Here is an 18,366-nt window from a genome sequence, read left to right as displayed (position 1 = left end):
CGGAGGGGCGAGCCCGGATCAGAGAACGGAGAGGACCGGAGGCGGACCACGCCGGGCGACCACCACGGCGAAGTCGGCTCGGCGCGGGAGCGGAAGGGAGAACCGCCCGAGGACGCCCGAGGGGAGCGGCGCGGCGCCGGTCGGCGGGCCCGCGAGGACGACGGCCAGGGTCCACAGCCGCCGCACGGGTGTGACGGCCAGGTGCACGATCAGGGCGAGCGCCGACTCGCCGCGTTCCAGGGCCCAGGCGGACAGGACCGCCGTCGCGGCGTGGATCAGCAGCATGCCCAGCCCGGTGCCGTGCTCCCCCGTCCACATGGTCGCCGGCTCGTGCGCGGCGCCGAGGGTGAACAGGTGGTGCAGGCCGTACTGCGCGGCGAAGCACGCGCCCAGCAGGACGTCAATGCCACGCCGGCGGGCCGCGAGCAGGAACGCGCCCAGCCAGGTCAGCGCCAGCGCGGCGACGAGGGCGCCCGCACGCACGGGAGCGCCTCCGGCCAGCATGTGCAGCGCGGCCGAGACCAGCACGCACGCGGCCGCGAACACCGCGGCGCGGAACGCGCGCAGGGACGGCCGGCCGGTGGACACGGCGCAATCCTGGCAGAGCCCGGGCGTCGTCACCATCCTTGACTTGTTTGGATGCGCTCGACTATGTCTGTCCGTTTTCGGCCGCGGCAGCGCGAACGGCCTTCACGCCTGTGACATCGGAGAGCGCATCCGGTGGCACTCGTGAAACGTTCACGCGTGGACCGGCACCGGCGAGAAAGTCGTATGCACGTGCATCGGCCGCCGGACGGCGGCCCCGGACCCCCGGGGCCGCGCTTTCCGGCGGGGGCGGTGCGATTGGAGCGCGCCGCGTGGGCAAAGGTGAGGTCCTATGAACGTCATCCTGCTGAGACACGGCGAGACCGAGTGGAGCAAGGCCGGGAGGCACACGGGCCGCACCGACGTCCCGCTCACGCCGCACGGCGAGGAGCAGGCGCGCGCTCTGTCCCGCCTGGTGGCGGGCCGGTCGTTCGCCCAGGTCCTCGTCAGTCCCGCCCGCCGGGCCCGGCGTACGGCCGAACTGGCCGGCGCCGGTTCGTACGAGGTCGACCCGGACCTGTGGGAGTGGGACTACGGCGGCTACGAGGGCGTGACCACCGCGGACATCCGCGGCTCCCGCCCCGGCTGGTACGTCTGGCGGGACGGCGTCGTCCCGGGCGACGAGGCCCACCCGGGCGAGACCGTCGAGCGCGTCGGGGAGCGGGCGGACAAGGTCCTGGCCCGGATCCGCTCCACGGACGGCGACGTGCTGGTCGTCGCGCACGCGCACATCCTGCGCGTGCTCGCGGCCCGCTGGCTCGGCCTGCCGCCCGCCCACGGCAGGCATCTCCGCCTCGACACCGGGACGTACTCGGTGCTGGGCCACGAGCACGGGGACGAACCCGTTTTGCTCCGCTGGAACGCCCCCGTGTGAGCCGGACGCCAAACCGAGCCCTGAGCCGAGCCCGGAGTCGGGCCTGAGTCAGCTCTGGACGACCGGCTGAGGCTGCGGCCCTCGGCCGGTCAGCCACTCCAGGACCTTGCGGTGGCCGTGGCGGGCGTCCTCGAAGTGCCCCCACCGCCAGTATCTGGGCTGTTCCCGCACCCCGGTGACCCAGGTCCGGTAGGCGACCGCCCTGGGCCGCCCGTCCTGCGGGTCGGCCGGGGAGGCGACGCCGTAGGTGCGGATAACCACGCGGCCGCCGGGTGCGAAGAGCACGTCGTCGGCCACCGGATAAAGAGTCATCTGCTCCAGCACGAGGTCCCCCCTTGCGATTCTCCTGGGGTCCAATGTGCCGGATCCTTGTTACGGCGCCCGCCTTGTGGTGTTACGCCCGCGAGAAGCGAGTGAACAGAGGGTTACACCAGGAGGCCGTCGAACTCGCCGTCCTTGACCCCGAGCACCAGGGCCCGGATCTCGTCCCGCGTGTAGATGAGGGCCGGCCCCTCGGGATACCGCGAGTTCCGCACGGCCACACTGCCGTCGGGAAGCTCGGCCAGTTCCACGCAGTTGCCGGTCGAGTTGCTGTGGGCGCTCTTCCGCCAGGTGACCCCGGAGAGGTCGGTTGCGGGCATCCCGTTATATGTCTGCATTCATGTCTCTCTGAGAAGATCGCCGAGGATCTCGGCAGTGCCGCCAGGCGTGGTGCTCTCCACGCACAGCTGCTCCATGGCCGTGAGGTAGGGATCGATGTCCTCACGTTTGTCCAGGTAGAGCGCACCCCAGAGCTGCTCGACGTAGACCACGTCCGAAAGATCGGAGTCCGGGAAGCGGAGGATGGTGAACGCGCCTCCCTCGGCCGCGTGCATCCCGTAGCGAAGGGGCATCACCTGCAGGGTGATGTTGGGCAGCGTGGACACCTCCAGCAGGTGCTGGAGCTGTTCCCGCATCGTCGCACTCCCTCCGATGGGCCGCCTGAGCGCGGCCTCGTCGATGACGGCCCACAGCCGGGGGCCGTCCTTGCGCGTGAGCCTCTCCTGCCGCTGGAGCCGCAGGTTGACGCGTTGATCGAGCGTGGTCTCCGTCGCGTCCGGATGACCGAGCTGGATCACCGAGCGGGCGTACTTCGCCGTCTGCAGCAGGCCGGGCACGAACTGCACCTCGTAGGTGCGGATCACGCTGGAGGCCTCCTCCAGGCCGACGTAGGTGACGAACCAGTTCGGCAGCACCTCGCCGTACTTGTGCCACCACCCAGGTGTGTTCGCCTCGCGGACCATCTCCAGCAGGCCACGCCGTTCGTCGTCGTCATGGACGCCGTACAGCGTGAGCAGGTCTTCGACGTCACGTGTCTTGAACCCGACCCGGCCGAGCTCCATCCGGCTGATCTTCGACTCCGAGGCACGGATGTGGAAGCCGGCGACCTCACGGGTCAGACCGCGTTCCTCGCGCAGGCGTCGAAGGCTCGCGCCGAGCATGATTCGCCGAACGGTGGAACCGGATCCGGGCGGATCTATGGACACGTGCTATTCCTCCGCTTTGTGGACTGGTTCACAGTCTGTCAAAGATCGCCCCCTTCGTCCCAGTGGTGTCGGGGGTAACGGTAGCGCCTGCACAACGCGCTTGCACGTGCATTCGCTCTTGCACATGCACGGGAGTGTCCTACATCATGATCTCGTGCAGTCCACGAACCTGACTCGTGGCCAGATTCACTGGTCGGCGCTCGACTGGTGGCCACCCATCGGCTGGTGGCCGGAGCCCGCTCGCGGCCTCCTCCAGCCCGGCGCGGCGAGCGCCAGTGCCACATTCGTCCTCCCGCCCCGCGCGGAGTCGGTGCACTCGGCGCGCAGCTTCGCCGCCGGGACGCTCTCGGGCTGGCGGATGACCGACCTGCTCGACGGGATGGAGCTGGTCGTCTCCGAACTGGCCACCAACGCGCTGCGGCACGGCATGACGCTCACCGGGGACCGCCCGAGGGAGGTCATCCGGTTGTCGCTGATCCGCCGGGGAGCGCACGTGGCGTGCGCGATCACCGACCCCGGGTCGAGCGCGCCGGTGCTGCGGGACCCCTCCCCCTTCGAGCCGGGCGGGCTGGGGCTGCACATCGTGGAGTCGCTGAGCGCGTGCTGGGGCTGGTGCCCCCTCGTCCCGCAGGGCAAGGCGGTATGGGCCGTGCTCGCGGCCTGAGCCCCGGCCCCGAGCCGGGAAGACGGACGGACGGCGGCGCGCCCTCCGAAAACCTAACTCCGTCGTTAGATCTTGCTGTCGCCGATCGCGGTCCGCCGGCCGAAGAGCGCTCCCGTGCAGCCCGGAATGCATGGGAGCGCCCTCCGGCCGACGGCCCGGATTCCCCGGAACTCTCCCGAAGCGTGGGCGTGGCGGGCGATGATGTGCAGACATCGGGCCGGAGCGGCCCAACAGCACGCCCGTTTCCAACCGATCGGCGGAGACATATCGTGATCTCGGAATTCGTGACCGCGACCTGTCCACCGGTGCGCGGACCCCGCCGAGGCTGTGATCTGCACTACGGTGTCTGCCTGGGACTCCCGAGAGATCAATTATGAACGATCACATAGTCGGCTGGCTGGCCAGTCTTGACGAAAACAGGCTCGCCCGCGTCCTGGCCAACCGCCCGGACGCGATCGCACCGCCGTGGCCCCGGCGCATGGACGCCCTGGCGCACCGGCTGACCGACACCTTCGCCGTCATGGAGGTCATGCGCGGTCTCCCCCTGCCCACGCTCGAACTCCTGCAGGCGTGCCTGGTCGTCGGAGGGCACCCGACGGAGGACGAACTGGCCCGCTTCCTCGGGGTGAGCACCTCCGAGGTCATCCCCTGGCTCGATCACCTCTACGACCACGCCGTCGCCTGGCCGGGCCCGGACGGCCGGATCACCCTGGCCAAGGCCGTGGCCCGCTGGTGGACCGCGCCCTGCGGCCTGGGCGAGCCGCTCTCGGCGTACCTCGACTCCTGGAAGCTCAGCACCGAGGCGCTGCGCCGGGTGTGCCGGGTGCTCGACCTGTCCGGGCACGGCGGCAGGCGTCAGGTGGTCGCGCGGATCACGGCGCTGCTCGGCGACTCCGAGCGCCTGGGGACGCTGCTGGACGACGCCCCGGACGGCACGCTCGGCATGCTCGACGACTTCGCCTGGGACGGGCCCGTGCGCAGCGTCGACGGCAACCGGTTCATCACCCCCGGCACGCCGGAGAAGTGGGCGCTCGACCGCGGGCTGCTCTTCCGCACCCAGTGGAATCTGGCCGAGATGCCCCGCGAGGTGGCTCTGGCCCTGCGAGGGCCCGACTACCACGGGCCGTTCACGCCGCACCCGCCCGATCTGGCCACGTCCGGCGCCGACGCCGGCGCGGTCGAGCACGCGATGTGCCTGGCCGCGCCGCGGGTGCTCGACCGGGCGACGGCGTTGCTGGAGAACATCGACAAGACGACGCTGCCGCTGCTCAAGCACGGCGGGGTCGGCGTGCGGGAGATCAAGCGGCTGGCCAGGGAGATCGGCTGCGCGGAGGACGAGACCCGGCTGCTGCTGGAGGTCTGCGCCGTCGCCCGGCTGGTCGCCGTCGACGACGAGGCCGGCGGGCTGACCGCGACGGCCGGGTTCGACGCGTGGCGGCTGGAGGAGGCCCCCGCGCGGCTGTGCGCCCTGCTCGCGGGCTGGTGGCGCATGGAGCGCTCGTCGCTGCGCCGGGTGGACGGCCGTCAGCCCGCCGCGCTCGGCGACGACCCGGCCGGCGAGACGATTGCGAGGATCCGTTGGGCCCTGTTCGCCGCGCTCGCCGAGATCCCCGAGGACAGGGCCTTCGCGACGCTCCGTGAGCTCGTGCAGCGGGTGCACTGGCGGGCCCCGCTGCTCGACCGGGAACTGCTCGCCGACTGCGCCGCGGCCGTCCTCGACGAGGCCCGCCTGCTCGGCCTGGCCGCGTGCGACATGCTCACCGGCCTCGGCCGGGCCCTGGCCCCGCTGGCCGCCGTGGCCGGGAACGAGAGCCACGAGTGCGTGCCGGAGGTCGAGCACGATCCCGGGCTGGCCGCCGCCGCCACCCACGCCATGGCGAGCGCCCAGCGCACGGCGCTGTTCGGCGCCGACCTCACCGCCGTGGTGACCGGCCCGCCGTCGGTCGAGCTCGCGGCGCTGCTCGACCGCGCGGCCGACCGGGAGTCGCAGGGCACGGCGTCGGTGTGGCGGTTCGGCCCCGCGAGCGTACGGCGGGCCCTCGACGCCGGTGACACGGCGGAGACGCTCATCGCCGGCCTGGCGGAGGCCGGGACGCTCCCGCAGCCCCTGACGTACCTGATCCGGGACGTGGCGCGGCGCCACGGCGAGGTCACCGTGTCGTCGGTCGGCTGCATCATCCAGGGCTCAGACCCCGCGCTGCTCGCGGAGATCGCCGCGCACCGGAAGCTGGGCAGGCTGGGACTGCGGCTGCTGGCGCCGACCGTGCTCGCGGGCGCGGCGCCCGCCGGGGCGACGCTGGCCGCCCTGCGCGAGGCGGGGTACGCCCCCGTGCCGGTGGACGACACCGGTGAGATCACGGTCAGGCGGGAGCCGCAGGGCGGGCGGCTCATCCTCCTGCCCGGCGGGCGGGTCGCCGAGCTCGATCCCCCCGCGCATCTCCTGGAACCCCCGCCCGACCCGCGCGAGCACGCCCGGCGGCTGCTCGTCAGCGGCGGGCCGGCGGCGGGGAAGACGGCCGGGGAGGCGCGGGCCCGCCAGACGTGGGCGGTCATCGGCCGGATGGCGACGCGGCTGCCCGCCGCCCAGCAGTCGCTGCTGGGCTTCGTGGTCGACCGCGACATCCGGGCGCTCATCACGCTCGCCGACGGGGTCACCGCCACGGTCAGCCACGGCGAACTGCGCAGCGGCGTGCTCGACGCCTGGTGCGAGGAGGCCGGCGACTACCTGGAGTTCCCCCTCAACGAGATCGCCTCCGTCGTCAACGCCTGATTCTCCCCACCAGCGTTTCCGGCCGCTGCGCTCAGCGCACGCCGCAGCGGCGCAGGGCGAGCAGCGCCAGGGCGCGGGTGACGTCGCGGACCTCCCGCAGGTCCACCTGCTCGCGCGGGGCGTGCGCGAAGCGGACGTCGCCGGGGCCGTAGTGCAGGGTCGGCACGCCCGCCGCCGCGTAGAGGCGCAGGTCGCTGCCGTACGGCGCGGCCGTCCTGGACGGCGCGGCGCCGGTCGCGTCCGCGACGGCCGCGGCCGTCTCCTCCGCCAGCGGGTGCCCGTCGGGCAGCCGTCCGCTGGCGAACTGCCCGCCGGGCCAGGTGACGCGCACGGGGTTGTCCCGCAGCCAGGGGTCGTCGAGGCCGGCGAGCGCCGCCTCCAGGGCCGCCCGCGCCTCGGCGGGGTCCTCGCCGAGGCGGACGCCCAGCCGTCCCTCGGCCACGAGCAGGTCGGGCACCGTGCTCGCCCAGTCTCCGGCCCGCACGGTGCCGATCTCGATCGGGTACGGCACCGGGTTGGCGCCGAACAACGCGTCGCGGTCCCGGTTGCGCTCCCGCTCCAGCTCCCGCACGGCCCGCAGGACCGGCCAGAACGCCTCGACGGCGTTGACGCCCTCGTAGCGGGTGGCGCCGTGCGCGGCCCGGCCCGCGACCTCCAGGCGGAAGGTCAGCGCCCCGGCGGTGGCGGTGATCAGCGCGCCGCCCGTCGGCTCGGTGATCACGGCCGCCTCGCCGGTGTGCCCCCTGGCCAGGGTGGCGAAGGCGCCGAGGCCGCCGTCCTCCTCGCTGACGACGCAGTGGACGGCCAGCGGGCGCGCGAGCCGTACGCCGGCCCGGTGCAGCGCCCGGGCGACGGCGAGGTTGGCGGCGAGACCGGCCTTCATGTCGCAGGCGCCCCGGCCGTGCAGGGTGGTCGCGGTGAGGCGGGCGCCGAACGGGTCCTGCCCCTCCCACTTGCCCGGGTCGCCGATCGGCACGACGTCGGCGTGTCCCTGCAGGATCAGCGCGGGCACGCCCTCGCCCTCGGTGACGCCGACGACGCCGTACCCCTCGGCGCGCTCCGCCTCCGTCCCCGGGAACCCCTCGCGGGCGCGGAGGTCGTCGAGGTCGAGCTTCCACATGTCGACGTCGAGGCCCCACTCGGTGAGCATGCGGGCACATCCGTCCTGCAGGTCCGACTCCGCGTCGCTGCCCGTGACGCTCGGCACCCGGACCAGATCGGCCAGCAGGCGCACGGTCTCCGCCTCGTCGATCGCGTCCAGGACCCTCGCTTCGACATCCATGCCGAGACTGTACGGCCTGCCCGCGTCGGCGTGGAGTCCTGAGAACGCGGGCGCCCGGCCCGTAGGGTGGATCATCACTCCGAGCGGCGTGGCGAGGGGGCCGAGGATGACGAAGCGGACCGCCGGCGGCGGGGCGGGCTGCCGGAACCTCCTGCGCGGCCTGCTCGCCTGGCTCGTGGTCGCGCCGTTCGCGCTGTGGGCCCTGCTGCGGCTGGTGCCGGGCGACGTCCACTTCCGCTGGGTGCAACTGGTCGCGTTCACGCCGTACGCCGCACTCGCCTCGGTCGCCGCGCCGGTCGTCGCGCTGCTCACGCGGCGCCGGGCCGCGCTCGTGGCGGGCGTGGCGGTCACCGGGGTGCTCGTCGCCTGCGTGCTGCCCCGTGCTCTCCCTGACCCGAACAGTGCTCTCTCCCATCGGGACAGTGCTCTCCCCGGCCCAGGTCGTGCGGGGGCCGGCACGGCAGCGGCGGCGGGCACGCGGAACGCGCAGGACACGCGGGAACCGGCCCTCCGGGTGCTGTCGGCCAACCTGCTGAGGGGCTCGGTGCCGCCCGCCGCGCTGGTCGACCTCGTACGGACGCTGCGCCCGGACGTGCTCACCCTGCAGGAACTGAGCCCGGAGGCCCTGGAGGGCCTGCGGGGCGCGGGGCTGACCCGGCTCCTGCCGTACGGGGACGAGCGGGCGCGGGAGGGCTCCGGTGGGTCCGGCCTCTTCACCCGGTTCCCGCTGCGCCCGGAGACGATCACCGGCCCCGGCGACTCCCGGCAGGCGCAGGGCCGCGTCGAGGTGCCCGGCGCGGAGCCCGTCGGCGTCGTGTCCGTGCACCCGTGCGCGCCGCGCTACGCGTCCCGGTTCACCTGCTGGGCCGACGTGCTCGCCGCGCTGCCCCCGCCCGCCGGGCAGGTGCGCATCCTCTCCGGGGACTTCAACGCGACGCTCGACCACGAGCGGGTCCGGCGCCTGCTCGACGCGGGCTACCGGGACGCGGCCGACGCGACCGGCGACGGCCTGGCCGGGACGTGGCCGTACCGGCAGTGGGACTTCCGGGGACTGCCGGTGCCGCCCGTCACGATCGACCACGTCCTGGTGGACCCGCGCGTCACTGTGCGGGCGTTCGGCGTCCACCGGCTGCCGGTGACCGACCACCGCGCGATCTTCGCCGAGCTGGTCCTGCCCCCGGCTAGGACGTCAGCGACACCCGGGTGAAGCGGGTCTCGAAGCCCTCGCCGCTCGGGGCGGCGCACATGACCCCCGCGAGGGCGGGCGTCTTCGGCGGGAAGTAGGCGAGGCGCAGCATGTGCTCCGGCTCCGCGCCGTTCACGCCGTACCGGACGGTCACGGCGTCTCCGGCGCGCTCGAAGTCGAACGTGGCGGAGACGAGGCCGGCCGGCGCTGGCGTGACGGACCAGTCGGAGAAGCCGCGCGTGACGACCACGCTGAGCTGGTGGCCGCCGTCGACGAACTCGACCCCCGCCTTGATCCAGTTCTCCTCGTCGATCCGCAGCACGGCCCCGGCCTGGTCGTACTGCTCCGCGTAGTCGGCGTCGAACGTCACCGTCAGCCGGAGATCCCCGGCCACCTCCCGCCCGAACATGTGCGCCGTGTCGAACGAGTATCCGTAGTGCGTCTTCTGCCACAGGTCGGTCCGGGCGCCGGCGACGGCCCGCAGCCCCTCCCCGTCCCCCGACCATTCGGCGGGCTCGTTCACCCAGGTGAAGTCGTCGATCGCCATGTCGCCCCCTTGCGTTCGCTTTGCCGGATCCTGCCTATGAGAGCGCTCTCAGGGCCTTCGGGTCAAGGACGATCTACCTAGCACTGACTCCATTTTGTCCTATTTACTGTCTCTTTCCATATACTCGTGCCTCACATCACGTTTGACCCCTTTGTACGCTCCACCCCTCGCGCGACTCGTTTCCCGTCCCTCACCCAGGGATCGCGCGCCCGATCGGCACCCGCGCCCCGCCCCGGGGCCGCTCCGCGCTGCCCGGACGCGCGTACGAGGGCCCGGCCACCCCGGCCGGAAGCCCTGCACGACGCGCGGTCCTCCCCCCAGAGGACCGCGCCGCGAGCGACCCGAAAGGAACCCCATGGACAACCGAGCCCGTCAGGCGGTCACCGCGGCCCTGGCCGGAACCACGCTCCTCCTCGGCACGGTCACCGCCGCGGAGGCGGCGGTGACGCCCCAGGCTCCGCCCGCGGCATCGCTCTCCCCCGCCGACGGCCCGGCCCTGGACCCGGTCGCCATCGGCGCCGCGCTCAACGCGGCCCTCCGCGCGGCCGCCGCGGACGCGAAGCGGATCGCCGCCCTTCCCTCCGGCAAGGCGACCGCCACGTCCTTCTGGGACGCCGCCACCGCCTCCGGCAAGCCCATGCGGTACGCGACGCTCGCCAGCCCGTACTGGCCCCTGGGCACGAGGGTGAAGATCACTTACAAGGGGAAGAGCGCGGTCGGGGTGGTCGAGGACTTCGGCCCGGCCGAGTGGGCCGTCGCCCAGCACGACATCCCCGCGATCGTCGACCTCTCCGAGAAGATGATGGCCGACCTGACGGGCGTCGCCTCCAACACCGTCCACGTGCGCTTCCAGGTGCTGAAGTGGGGCAAGGGCCGCGTCTACCGCCACTCGGGGACCGGCTACGACCTGGCCATGGGCCGCCCGTGAGCTCCTGACCTCCGTTCGCCTCCGATGACGGCGCCCGGGCGGCCTCCGCGTACACTGCGAGGGTGCCTGACCCGAAGTTCGAGATCCAGATGCTCCACGACCGCGTGATGGTCAGGGTCGAGCGGGAGTCCGAGGAACGGCGCAGCACCTCGGGCATCGTCATCCCGGCCACGGTCAAGATGGCCAACCGGCTGGTGTGGGGCGAGGTGTGCGGTGCGGGAGTCAGCGCGCGCACGGTGAAGACCGGCGACAAGGTCCTGTTCAACCCCGAGGACCAGTACGAGGTCGAGGTGCAGGGCCAGCTCTACCTGGTGCTGCGCGAGCGGGACCTGCACGCCGTGGCGACGCAGCAGACCGACCACGGCACCGGCCTCTACCTCTGACCCGCTGTGCTCTGCGCCTGACCCGCCGTACGCACACGGTCGGTCTCCGCGGTGGCCGGGAGGAGCCCGTGGTGGTGCAGAAGGCCGCGGGCGTGAGTGATGGCGCTGGGCGTGTCGGGGAAGACCAGACCGTCGCGGTAAAGGTGGTCGGCGATGCCGAGGGCGGCCAGGACCTGGCCGTGCCCGGGCTTGACGCCGGAGATCAGGACGGTGATGCCCCGGCGCTCCATCCGGGCGATGGCGTCGCCGAGGATCTGGGCGCCGGTGGCGTCCAGGGCGGTGATCCGTGACATTCGCAGGATGACCACGCGGACGTCCGCGACCTCGGACAGTTCGAGCAGGAAGCGGTGGGCGGCGGCGAAGAACAGCGGCCCGTCGAACCGGTACGCGACGATGTGCTCGCTCAGCAGTCGCTGTTCCTCGGCGCTGTGGTCACCGGCGTCGAGCGGGACCTGGTCGAGCCGGGAGGTCCTGGCGACCGCGCGGAGCGCGAGCACGACGGCGAGGCCGAGACCGACGGCCACCGCGGTGATGAGGTCGAACACGACGGTCACGCTGAAGGTCAGGATGAGCACGACGGCGTCGCCACGGGTCGCGCGGGCCAGCGCGCGCAGGGAGCCGACCTCGACCATGCGGACGGTGGTGGCCAGGAGCACCCCCGCGAGCGCCGCGAGCGGGATCCGGCCGACCAGTGAGCCGGCGGCGAGCACGATGCCGGCGAGGACGGCGGCGTGGGTGAGGGCCGCCAGCCGGGACCGGGCCCCCGCGCGCACGTTCACCGCCGTACGGGCGATCGCGGCGGTCGCCGGCACGCCGCCGAGAAGGGGCGCGGCGAGGTTGGCGATGCCCTGCCCGAACAGCTCCCGGTCGGGGTCGTGTCTCTCGCCGACGCTCATGCCGTCGGCGACGGTGGCGCACAGCAGGCTCTCCAGCGCCGCCAGCGCCGCCACGGCGAGCGCGGACGGCAGGAGCGGTCCCACCATGCCGGGATCGAGGAAACCGAGCGAGGGGGCGGGCAGCCCGGCTGGTAGTGCCCCGATCCTGGCGACATCGAGCGAGAACACCTGAGCACCCAGCGTCGCGACCGCGACGCCGAGGAGGGAGAACGGGACACCCGGCCGCAGCCGGGCACCGGCCAGCATCGACGCGGCCACCGCCAGCGCCATGAGCGGCGCCGCCCAGGTCGGATGAGCGGCGAAGCGCGCCACGGCTCCGGCCGCGACCTGCCACACCTTCTCGCCGTCTCCGGCTGTCACGCCGAGCGCGGCGGGGACCTGCTGCAGCGCGATGACCACGGCGATCCCGGCGGTGAAGCCTTCGACGACCGAGGTCGGCAGGAACTGGGCGAAGCGTCCCGCGCGCAGCGCGGCCAGGGCCAGGAGAACCAGCCCGGCCATCAGGCCGACCATCAGCACTCCGCCGGAGCCGTAGGCGTGCACGATGGGGACGAGGACGACGGTCATGGCGCCGGTCGGACCGGACACCTGCAGGTTGCTGCCGCCGAACACGGCCGCGAGCGCTCCGGCGACGATGGCGGTCACCAGGCCGGCCTGGGCGCCGAGCCCGGAGGAGACCCCGAACGCCAGCGCCAGCGGCAGGGCCACGACCGCGACGATCAGCCCGGCCACCAGGTCTCGGCCCGGTGAGCGGCGCGCGGCGGTCCAGTCCGACCGTCCGGGCAGCAGATCCGCGAACCCGCGCGGCACTTCCCGGAGGCTCACGTCGTCTGTTCCAGCTCGGCGAGGAGCTCATGCTGGTCGGCCAGCAACTCGGTGAGGATGCGGCGGGCCGCCCGCATCATCTCCGACACGTCGGCCCCGGCCAGCTCGTAGACCACGGTCGTCCCGTCCCGTCGTGCGGTGACCAGCCCCGCCCGGCGCAGCACCGCCAGCTGCTGCGACAGATTCGGCGCCTCCACCTCGATCGCGGCCAGCAGCTCCCGGACCTGCTTGGGTCCCTCACACAACAGTTCCAGCACCCGGATGCGCAGCGGATGGCCGAGCGTCTTGAACAGCTCGGCCTTGGCCTGGTAGAGCGGGACCGGCATCACTCGGTCCCGTCCTCGACGGCGGGCCCGTCCGCCGCTTCGGGTGTGACGACGATTCCGTGGGCGGCGCCCAGCCGCTCCAGCTCCTCCGCCTCCGAGGCATGCGTCTGCACGCCGAAGTGATCGCCGTCCCGTTGTGCCGCCGCCAATGCCCGGCGCGTCGCGGCCAGCCGCTGCCGGAGACCCTCCTCGAAGGAACTCATACGCTCGGCTCGCCTTCATGGTCCAGGTCCGCTTCGCCCACGACATCGCCGGACTCCGTGCACGCGGCAGGCGTCGTGTCGACGCCCAGCTCCCGCCGCAGGGACTCCAGATCACCGCCACCGCTGTACTTCAACGCGCGAGCGACCTTCACCTGCTTGGCCTTCGCCCGGCCACGCCCCACAGGAATCGCCTCCTCATCGGCGGACATTGTTGCCATTATATACAGTTACGAAAGTCTGCAACTGTCGCCCGGTCAGATGCGTCCCGGCACTGTCTCAGTGGGGGGCCGCCGGAGCGCCGGCCACGTGGAAACCACTCGACCGGCGCTCTAGTGTGATGCGCGACATCGACCCTTCTCGCGCGATGGGCGGCCCATGACCCTTCAGGACGATCTCGTCGAGCTTCGCCGCGCCCTGCACCGGGAGCCCGAGATCGGGCTCGACCTGCCCCGGACCCAGGAGAGGGTGCTCGCGGCGCTCGACGGCCTTCCGCTGGAGATCACGACCGGTGAGCGGCTCACGTCGGTGACCGCCGTGCTGCGGGGTGCCCGGCCGGGGCCGGCCGTGCTGCTGCGCGCCGACATGGACGCGCTGCCGGTGCACGAGAAGACGGACGTGCCGTACCGCTCGCGCGTCGACGGCCGCATGCACGCCTGCGGCCACGACCTGCACACGGCGATGCTCGTGGGGGCGGCCCACCTGCTCTCCGGACGGCGCTCCGACCTCGAAGGGGACGTGGTGCTCATGTTCCAGCCCGGCGAGGAGGGCCAGGAGGGCGCCAAGCTCATGATCGAGGAGGGGGTGCTCGACGCGGCGGGCGACAGGCCGGTCGCGGCGTACGGCATGCACGTCTTCTCGACCACGATCCCCCGCGGCCTGTTCCTGACCAAGGGCGGGCCCGTACTCGCCGCGGCCGACACGCTGACCGTGACCGTGCGCGGCAGGGGCGGGCACGGCTCCGCCCCGCACCGCGCCCTCGACCCGATCCCCGCGGCCTGTGAGATCGTGACCGCTCTGCAGACCCACGTGACCCGGACGTACGACGTGTTCGACCCGGTCGTGGTGACGGTGGGCAGCTTCCACGCCGGCACCACCGACAACGTCATCCCGGACGAGGCGCGGTTCGAGGTCACGGTACGGACGTTCTCGGCCGCCACCCGGGACCGGGTCAGGGAGGGCCTCGTACGGCTGGCCCGCGGCATCGGCGAGGCGCACGGGCTCACCGTCGACTGCGCCTTCGGCATCGGCTATCCGGTCACGGTCAACGACGACGCCGAGGCCGAGTTCGCCGAGCGGACGGTGCGGGAGGCGCTCGGCGAGGACCGGTACTTCCCGCTTCCCACCCCCGCGACCGGCTCGGAGGACTTCTCGTACGTGCTGGAGCAGGTGCCGGGGGCCTTCCTCGTGGTCGGCGCCTGCCCGCCCGGACGCGACCTCGCCACCGCCCCGTCGAACCACTCGGCGGAGGCGGAGTTCGACGACGCCATCCTGGGCGACGGCGCCGCGCTGCTGGCCGAACTGGCGATCCGGCGGCTGGCCCGCGCCGCCGCCTGAGAAGCCGCCCGGCCCCCGCCCGGCACGCTCAGGCATGGGTCAGCACGCCGGGACGGAGGTCAGCTCAGCAGTTCGCGGGCCTTCTGGATCAGGTCGATGCCCAGGGTCAGCCGCACCGACACCCAGACGATGGCGGCCGCGCAGGCGAGGGTCAGCGCGCCCGCCACGATGCGGACGAACCAGTTCTGCCGCTTGAGCCAGTCCGTCGCCCGCCTGACCCAGTGCTTGGCGAACTCCAGCACCCGGCTCGCCCAGGCGAACTCGGTGGCCAGCACGGCGAGGCCGGTGAAGACCACCAGCCAGCCCGGTCCCGGGAACGGCACCATGATCAGCCCGCCGACGACGAGGGCGGTCCCGATCACCCCGATGACGATCCGCAGCGTCAGCCGGCCCGCCGGAGTGGCGCGCACCCGGTCCAGCAGCCCCTGCCGCTCTCCCTCTTCCCCACCGGTCCGACTGTTCTCAGCCGTAGACACACGGCTCACCCCCATCCGCTGCCCACGATAGCCAGCCGGGCCCGCGGCCACGGTCACCGGCGTCATCCCTCTTCGAGGCAGGCGGCGGTCTGCTCGGCGATCTCCAGTTCCTCGTTCGTCGGCACCACCAGCACCGTCACCTCGGCGCCCTCGGGGGAGACCACCCTGGCCTCCGCCGACTCGGCGGCGTTGCGGGCGGGATCGACCTCGATGCCGAGCCGGGTGAGACCGGTCGTCGCCAGCGCGCGGACCCGCGCGCTGTTCTCCCCCACGCCGCCGGTGAACACGACCGCGTCGACGTGGCCGAGCGCCGCGTAGTAGGCGCCGACGTAGGCGCGCACGCGGTAGCCGTACACGTCCAGCGCGAGCCGGGCGTCCTCGTCGCCGGCGTCGGCCAGCCGCCAGACCTCCCGCATGTCGTTGGCGCCGCACATGCCGAGCAGGCCGCTCTCCTTGTTCAGCGCCGTGTCGACGTCGGCGAGCCCCATCCCGGCGACCCGGGCGAGGTAGGCGGGCAGCGCCGGGTCCACGTCCCCGGAGCGGGTGCCCATCACCAGGCCGGCGAGGGGGGTGATGCCCATCGACGTGTCCACGCTCCGCCCGCCCCGCACGGCCGTCGCGCTCGCGCCGTTGCCGAGGTGCAGCACGATCGAGTTCACCTCGCCGTACGGCCGGCCGAGCAGCGCGGCCGCCCGGCGCGAGACGTACGCCGTGGAGGTGCCGTGGAAGCCGTAGCGGCGCACGCCGAGCTTGCGGGTCCACTCGCGGGGGACGGCGTAGGTGTGGGCGTGCGGCGGGATCGTCCCGTGGAAGGCCGTGTCGAACACGGCGACGTGGGGCAGCCCGGGGAAGGCCCGCCGGGCGACCCGGATGCCCTCCAGGTTGGCCGGGTTGTGCAGCGGCGCCAGCGGTGCGATCTCCTCGATGGCCCGCTCGACCGCGTCGTCGATCAGGACGGGCGTGACGAACCGGCTGCCGCCGTGGACGACCCGGTGCCCGAGCGCGGTGACCCCGTCGAGCGACGGCCCGTGCTCGGCGAACGCCGCGAGCACGGCCTTGAGGCCCTCCTCGTGGTCGGCCACCCTGCGCTCGACCCGTACGCCGTCGTGGACGAGCGCGCTCTCGTCCTCGCCGATGCGCTCGACGAGCCCACCGGCCAGACCGGTGCGGGTCGCCATGTCGATCAGGCGGTACTTGATGGACGACGACCCCGTGTTGAGGACCAGGACCTGTCCGCTCACCCTGTCTCCTCCCGCGCCGGCGCGCTCACGGCGCCTCCTCCCGCGCCTGGGCCTGGATGGCCGTGATCGCGACGGTGTTGACGATGTCGCCGACCGTCGCCCCGCGCGACAGGTCGTTGACCGGCTTGCGCAGGCCCTGCAGCACCGGGCCGATCGCGACCGCGCCGGCGCTGCGCTGCACGGCCTTGTAGAGGTTGTTGCCCGTGTTGAGGTCGGGCACCACGAACACCGTCGCCCGCCCGGCCACCGGGCTGCCCGGCATCTTCGTGCGCGCCACGCTGGGCTCGGCCGCCGCGTCGTACTGGATCGGCCCCTCCACCGGCAGGTCCGGCCGCAGCGCGCGGACCCGCTCCGTCGCCTCCCGCACCTTGTCGACCTCGGGCCCGGCGCCGGACTCGCCGGTCGAGTACGACAGCATGGCCACGCGCGGCTCGACCCCGAACCGGGCGGCGGTGGCGGCCGAGGAGATCGCGATGTCGGCGAGCTGGGTGGCCGTCGGGTCGGGCACGACGGCGCAGTCGCCGTACACGAGCACCCGGTCGGCCAGGCACATGAAGAAGACGCTGGAGACGACGCCGACGCCCGGAGACGTCTTGATGATCTCGAAGGACGGCCGGATCGTGTGCGCCGTGGTGTGGGCGGCGCCGGAGACCATGCCGTCGGCCAGCCCGAGGTGAACCATCATCGTGCCGAAGTAGGACACGTCGGTCACGATGTCGCGGGCCTGCCCGAGGGTGACGCCCTTGTGCGCGCGCAGCCGGGCGTACTCCTCGGCGAACAGCTCGCGCAACTCGGGGTCGAACGGGCTCACCACCCGGGCGCCGTCGACGGCCAGGCCCATCGTGTTCGCCGCCAGCCGGATCTCCCGCTCGTCGCCCAGCAGGGTCAGCTCGGCGACACCCCGGCGCAGCAGGCTGTCGGCCGCGCGCAGGATGCGCGGCTCGGCGCCCTCCGGCAGCACGATGTGCCTGCGGTCGGCGCGGGCCCGGTCGAGCAGGTCGTACTCGAACATCAGCGGGGTGATCGCGGCGGCCCTGGTGACCCGCAGGCTGCGCAGCAGCGCCGCGGCGTCCACGTGCTCGGCGAAGACCCCGAGCGCTGTGTCGATCTTGCCGGGGGCGTCGGGGCTGAACCGGCCCTCGGCCTTCGACAGCTTCGTCGCGGTCTCGAACGTGCCGCCCGAGGTCGTGATGATCGGCAGCCGGATGTCCATGCCCTTGAGCAGGCGGACGACCGCGTCGGGCAGTTCGAGCCCGCCGTTCAGGATGATCGCCGACAGGGCGGGGAACGTGCGCGCCTTGTGCGCGGCCAGCAGGCCCGGCACCAGCGCGGCGGCCCGGTCGGCCGGGACGACGACCGCGAGGCCCTCGGTGAGGCGCTCCAGGATGTTCGGCAGCGACATCGCGCCGATCATCAGCCCGCCCGTCTCCCGGCCCAGCTGGGCGGCGTCCCCCATGTACAGCTCGCCGTCGCAGGCGGCCATCAGGTCGCTGACCGTCGGCGCGGACAGCCGCCGCACCTCCGGCAGCACGTACGCGGGGACGCGGGCGGCCACCTCGTCCACCAGGGCGGGCGCCACCCTCGTGACGACCGTGGCCAGCTCGGTGGCGTGCCGCTCGGCGAGCTCCTTGCGCGACATCTCGACCGCCGTGGCGATCTCGTCGGGCGTACGGTCGAGGCCGGTGACCACGTTCATCACCGGCGTGCCGAGGTTCGCGGCGAGCTGGGCGTTGAACGTGAACTCGGTGGGCGCACCCACGTCCGTGTAGTCCGTGCCGATCACCACGACCGCGTCGCACCGCCCGGCCAGCGCCCGGTAGCGGGCCAGGATCTCCCCTGCCGCACGGTCCTCGTCGGCGTGCACGTCCTCGTAGGTGACACCCGTGCACATGTCGTAGGGCAGGCCGATCGCGAAGCGGCTCCGCGCGGTGTTGACCAGGCTGTCCTCGCGGCCCGCCCGGACGACCGGCCGGAACACGCCCACCGTGCCCACCTGGCGGGTGAGGAGCTCGATCATGCCGAGGGCGATCGTGCCCTTGTTGCTCCTCGCGTCGCCGGCCGCGACGTAAACCCCGATCGCCATCGCGCAGTCACCCCTGT

Annotated in this window: 20 protein-coding genes; 7 read left to right on the top strand and 13 right to left on the bottom strand. The window is 73.2% G+C overall.

Annotation, left to right across the window (positions count from 1 at the left end; all coding sequences use genetic code 11):
• Positions 1 to 18: 18 nt before the first annotated feature.
• A complete protein-coding gene (locus F5972_RS32530) occupies positions 19 to 588 on the bottom strand; it encodes a hypothetical protein (protein ID WP_150939220.1) in 570 nt (189 codons plus the stop codon).
• A 289-nt stretch (positions 589 to 877) separates the two neighbouring features.
• On the opposite strand from F5972_RS32530, the gene F5972_RS32525 reads away from it, so the two are divergent.
• Positions 878 to 1,459, top strand: a complete 582-nt coding sequence (locus F5972_RS32525; RefSeq protein WP_150939218.1) for a histidine phosphatase family protein — start codon at positions 878 to 880, stop codon at positions 1,457 to 1,459.
• A gap of 48 nt (positions 1,460 to 1,507) precedes the next feature.
• On the opposite strand, the gene F5972_RS32520 is transcribed toward F5972_RS32525, so the two are convergent.
• The 3 genes from F5972_RS32520 to F5972_RS32510 form a co-directional block, all read right to left on the bottom strand.
• Positions 1,508 to 1,771 carry a hypothetical protein gene (locus F5972_RS32520; protein WP_225312093.1) on the bottom strand — a complete coding sequence of 88 codons (264 nt, stop codon included), beginning with the start codon at positions 1,769 to 1,771 and terminating at the stop codon, positions 1,508 to 1,510.
• Between the two features lie 113 nt (positions 1,772 to 1,884).
• A complete protein-coding gene (locus tag F5972_RS32515; RefSeq protein ID WP_111700033.1) occupies positions 1,885 to 2,118 on the bottom strand; it encodes a DUF397 domain-containing protein in 234 nt (77 codons plus the stop codon).
• Complete coding sequence (locus F5972_RS32510) at positions 2,119 to 2,940, bottom strand: helix-turn-helix domain-containing protein (protein ID WP_150939214.1); 822 nt, start codon at positions 2,938 to 2,940, stop codon at positions 2,119 to 2,121.
• Between the two features lie 199 nt (positions 2,941 to 3,139).
• Between F5972_RS32510 and F5972_RS32505 the strand changes: the two genes are divergently transcribed.
• Together F5972_RS32505 and F5972_RS32500 are read left to right on the top strand one after the other, a co-directional pair.
• Positions 3,140 to 3,649, top strand: a complete 510-nt coding sequence (locus F5972_RS32505; RefSeq protein WP_225312092.1) for an ATP-binding protein — start codon at positions 3,140 to 3,142, stop codon at positions 3,647 to 3,649.
• A gap of 373 nt (positions 3,650 to 4,022) precedes the next feature.
• Positions 4,023 to 6,419, top strand: a complete 2,397-nt coding sequence (locus tag F5972_RS32500; protein ID WP_150939210.1) for a helicase-associated domain-containing protein — start codon at positions 4,023 to 4,025, stop codon at positions 6,417 to 6,419.
• A 31-nt stretch (positions 6,420 to 6,450) separates the two neighbouring features.
• Here F5972_RS32500 and F5972_RS32495 read toward each other — a convergent pair whose 3' ends face one another.
• Positions 6,451 to 7,701, bottom strand: a complete 1,251-nt coding sequence (locus tag F5972_RS32495) for an ArgE/DapE family deacylase (RefSeq protein ID WP_150939208.1) — start codon at positions 7,699 to 7,701, stop codon at positions 6,451 to 6,453.
• Between the two features lie 106 nt (positions 7,702 to 7,807).
• Here F5972_RS32495 and F5972_RS32490 point away from each other — a divergent pair, with 106 nt between their 5' ends.
• Positions 7,808 to 8,908, top strand: a complete 1,101-nt coding sequence (locus F5972_RS32490; protein ID WP_150939205.1) for an endonuclease/exonuclease/phosphatase family protein — start codon at positions 7,808 to 7,810, stop codon at positions 8,906 to 8,908.
• On the opposite strand, the gene F5972_RS32485 is transcribed toward F5972_RS32490, so the two are convergent.
• Entirely contained in the window at positions 8,883 to 9,434 is a 552-nt protein-coding gene (locus F5972_RS32485) for a DUF1349 domain-containing protein (protein ID WP_150939203.1), read from the bottom strand. The genes F5972_RS32490 and F5972_RS32485 overlap by 26 nt on opposite strands.
• 355 nt (positions 9,435 to 9,789) lie before the next feature.
• Here F5972_RS32485 and F5972_RS32480 point away from each other — a divergent pair, with 355 nt between their 5' ends.
• Together F5972_RS32480 and F5972_RS32475 are read left to right on the top strand one after the other, a co-directional pair.
• On the top strand, positions 9,790 to 10,362 hold the full coding sequence (locus F5972_RS32480; protein WP_150939201.1) for an RlpA-like double-psi beta-barrel domain-containing protein: 573 nt from the start codon (positions 9,790 to 9,792) through the stop codon (positions 10,360 to 10,362).
• An 89-nt stretch (positions 10,363 to 10,451) separates the two neighbouring features.
• Positions 10,452 to 10,745, top strand: a complete 294-nt coding sequence (locus F5972_RS32475) for a co-chaperone GroES (RefSeq protein ID WP_204283347.1) — start codon at positions 10,452 to 10,454, stop codon at positions 10,743 to 10,745.
• Here the strand turns inward: F5972_RS32475 and F5972_RS32470 are convergent.
• The 4 genes from F5972_RS32470 to F5972_RS32455 are packed head-to-tail and all read right to left on the bottom strand — an operon-like array spanning position 10,736 to position 13,204.
• A complete protein-coding gene (locus tag F5972_RS32470; RefSeq protein ID WP_150939198.1) occupies positions 10,736 to 12,466 on the bottom strand; it encodes a SulP family inorganic anion transporter in 1,731 nt (576 codons plus the stop codon). The genes F5972_RS32475 and F5972_RS32470 overlap by 10 nt on opposite strands.
• Positions 12,463 to 12,792: an ArsR/SmtB family transcription factor gene (locus F5972_RS32465; RefSeq protein ID WP_150939195.1), complete on the bottom strand. Its 330-nt coding sequence runs from the start codon at positions 12,790 to 12,792 to the stop codon at positions 12,463 to 12,465. The genes F5972_RS32470 and F5972_RS32465 overlap by 4 nt, the downstream gene beginning before the upstream one ends.
• On the bottom strand, positions 12,792 to 12,995 hold the full coding sequence (locus F5972_RS32460; RefSeq protein WP_150939193.1) for a hypothetical protein: 204 nt from the start codon (positions 12,993 to 12,995) through the stop codon (positions 12,792 to 12,794). The genes F5972_RS32465 and F5972_RS32460 overlap by 1 nt, the downstream gene beginning before the upstream one ends.
• Positions 12,992 to 13,204 carry a DUF3073 family protein gene (locus F5972_RS32455; protein ID WP_404803094.1) on the bottom strand — a complete coding sequence of 71 codons (213 nt, stop codon included), beginning with the start codon at positions 13,202 to 13,204 and terminating at the stop codon, positions 12,992 to 12,994. The genes F5972_RS32460 and F5972_RS32455 overlap by 4 nt, the downstream gene beginning before the upstream one ends.
• Positions 13,205 to 13,370: 166 nt before the next feature.
• Here F5972_RS32455 and F5972_RS32450 point away from each other — a divergent pair, with 166 nt between their 5' ends.
• Positions 13,371 to 14,549, top strand: a complete 1,179-nt coding sequence (locus F5972_RS32450) for a M20 metallopeptidase family protein (protein WP_150939191.1) — start codon at positions 13,371 to 13,373, stop codon at positions 14,547 to 14,549.
• A 59-nt stretch (positions 14,550 to 14,608) separates the two neighbouring features.
• Here the strand turns inward: F5972_RS32450 and F5972_RS32445 are convergent, their stop codons facing one another.
• From F5972_RS32445 to pta, 3 genes are all read right to left on the bottom strand, one after another.
• Positions 14,609 to 15,025 (bottom strand): TIGR02611 family protein, encoded by a 417-nt coding sequence (locus tag F5972_RS32445; protein ID WP_225312091.1) that lies wholly within the window; start codon positions 15,023 to 15,025, stop codon positions 14,609 to 14,611.
• A gap of 62 nt (positions 15,026 to 15,087) precedes the next feature.
• On the bottom strand, positions 15,088 to 16,266 hold the full coding sequence (locus F5972_RS32440; RefSeq protein WP_150939187.1) for an acetate/propionate family kinase: 1,179 nt from the start codon (positions 16,264 to 16,266) through the stop codon (positions 15,088 to 15,090).
• A gap of 25 nt (positions 16,267 to 16,291) precedes the next feature.
• The gene (gene pta / locus F5972_RS32435) at positions 16,292 to 18,349 is read right to left on the bottom strand and encodes a phosphate acetyltransferase (RefSeq protein ID WP_150939185.1); all 2,058 of its coding nucleotides are present in this window, start codon (positions 18,347 to 18,349) and stop codon (positions 16,292 to 16,294) included.
• Positions 18,350 to 18,366 lie beyond the last annotated feature (17 nt).

This window comes from Microbispora cellulosiformans (assembly GCF_008728085.1).
Lineage (GTDB): Bacteria > Actinomycetota > Actinomycetes > Streptosporangiales > Streptosporangiaceae > Microbispora > Microbispora amethystogenes.
Note: the sequence above shows the minus strand (reverse complement) of the source record. Positions and strands in the feature narration are given on the sequence as shown.

Coding starts and splice junctions, on each gene's coding strand:
- F5972_RS32500 (WP_150939210.1), top strand. CDS start 4,023: ATGAACGATCACATAGTCGGCTGGCTGGCCAGTCTTGACGAAAACAGG.
- F5972_RS32495 (WP_150939208.1), bottom strand. CDS start 7,701: ATGGATGTCGAAGCGAGGGTCCTGGACGCGATCGACGAGGCGGAGACC.
- F5972_RS32525 (WP_150939218.1), top strand. CDS start 878: ATGAACGTCATCCTGCTGAGACACGGCGAGACCGAGTGGAGCAAGGCC.
- F5972_RS32450 (WP_150939191.1), top strand. CDS start 13,371: ATGACCCTTCAGGACGATCTCGTCGAGCTTCGCCGCGCCCTGCACCGG.
- F5972_RS32485 (WP_150939203.1), bottom strand. CDS start 9,434: ATGGCGATCGACGACTTCACCTGGGTGAACGAGCCCGCCGAATGGTCG.
- F5972_RS32510 (WP_150939214.1), bottom strand. CDS start 2,940: ATGCTCGGCGCGAGCCTTCGACGCCTGCGCGAGGAACGCGGTCTGACC.
- F5972_RS32455 (WP_404803094.1), bottom strand. CDS start 13,204: ATGTCCGCCGATGAGGAGGCGATTCCTGTGGGGCGTGGCCGGGCGAAG.
- pta (WP_150939185.1), bottom strand. CDS start 18,349: ATGGCGATCGGGGTTTACGTCGCGGCCGGCGACGCGAGGAGCAACAAG.
- F5972_RS32465 (WP_150939195.1), bottom strand. CDS start 12,792: ATGCCGGTCCCGCTCTACCAGGCCAAGGCCGAGCTGTTCAAGACGCTC.
- F5972_RS32520 (WP_225312093.1), bottom strand. CDS start 1,771: ATGACTCTTTATCCGGTGGCCGACGACGTGCTCTTCGCACCCGGCGGC.
- F5972_RS32475 (WP_204283347.1), top strand. CDS start 10,452: ATGCTCCACGACCGCGTGATGGTCAGGGTCGAGCGGGAGTCCGAGGAA.
- F5972_RS32515 (WP_111700033.1), bottom strand. CDS start 2,118: ATGCAGACATATAACGGGATGCCCGCAACCGACCTCTCCGGGGTCACC.
- F5972_RS32460 (WP_150939193.1), bottom strand. CDS start 12,995: ATGAGTTCCTTCGAGGAGGGTCTCCGGCAGCGGCTGGCCGCGACGCGC.
- F5972_RS32480 (WP_150939201.1), top strand. CDS start 9,790: ATGGACAACCGAGCCCGTCAGGCGGTCACCGCGGCCCTGGCCGGAACC.
- F5972_RS32490 (WP_150939205.1), top strand. CDS start 7,808: ATGACGAAGCGGACCGCCGGCGGCGGGGCGGGCTGCCGGAACCTCCTG.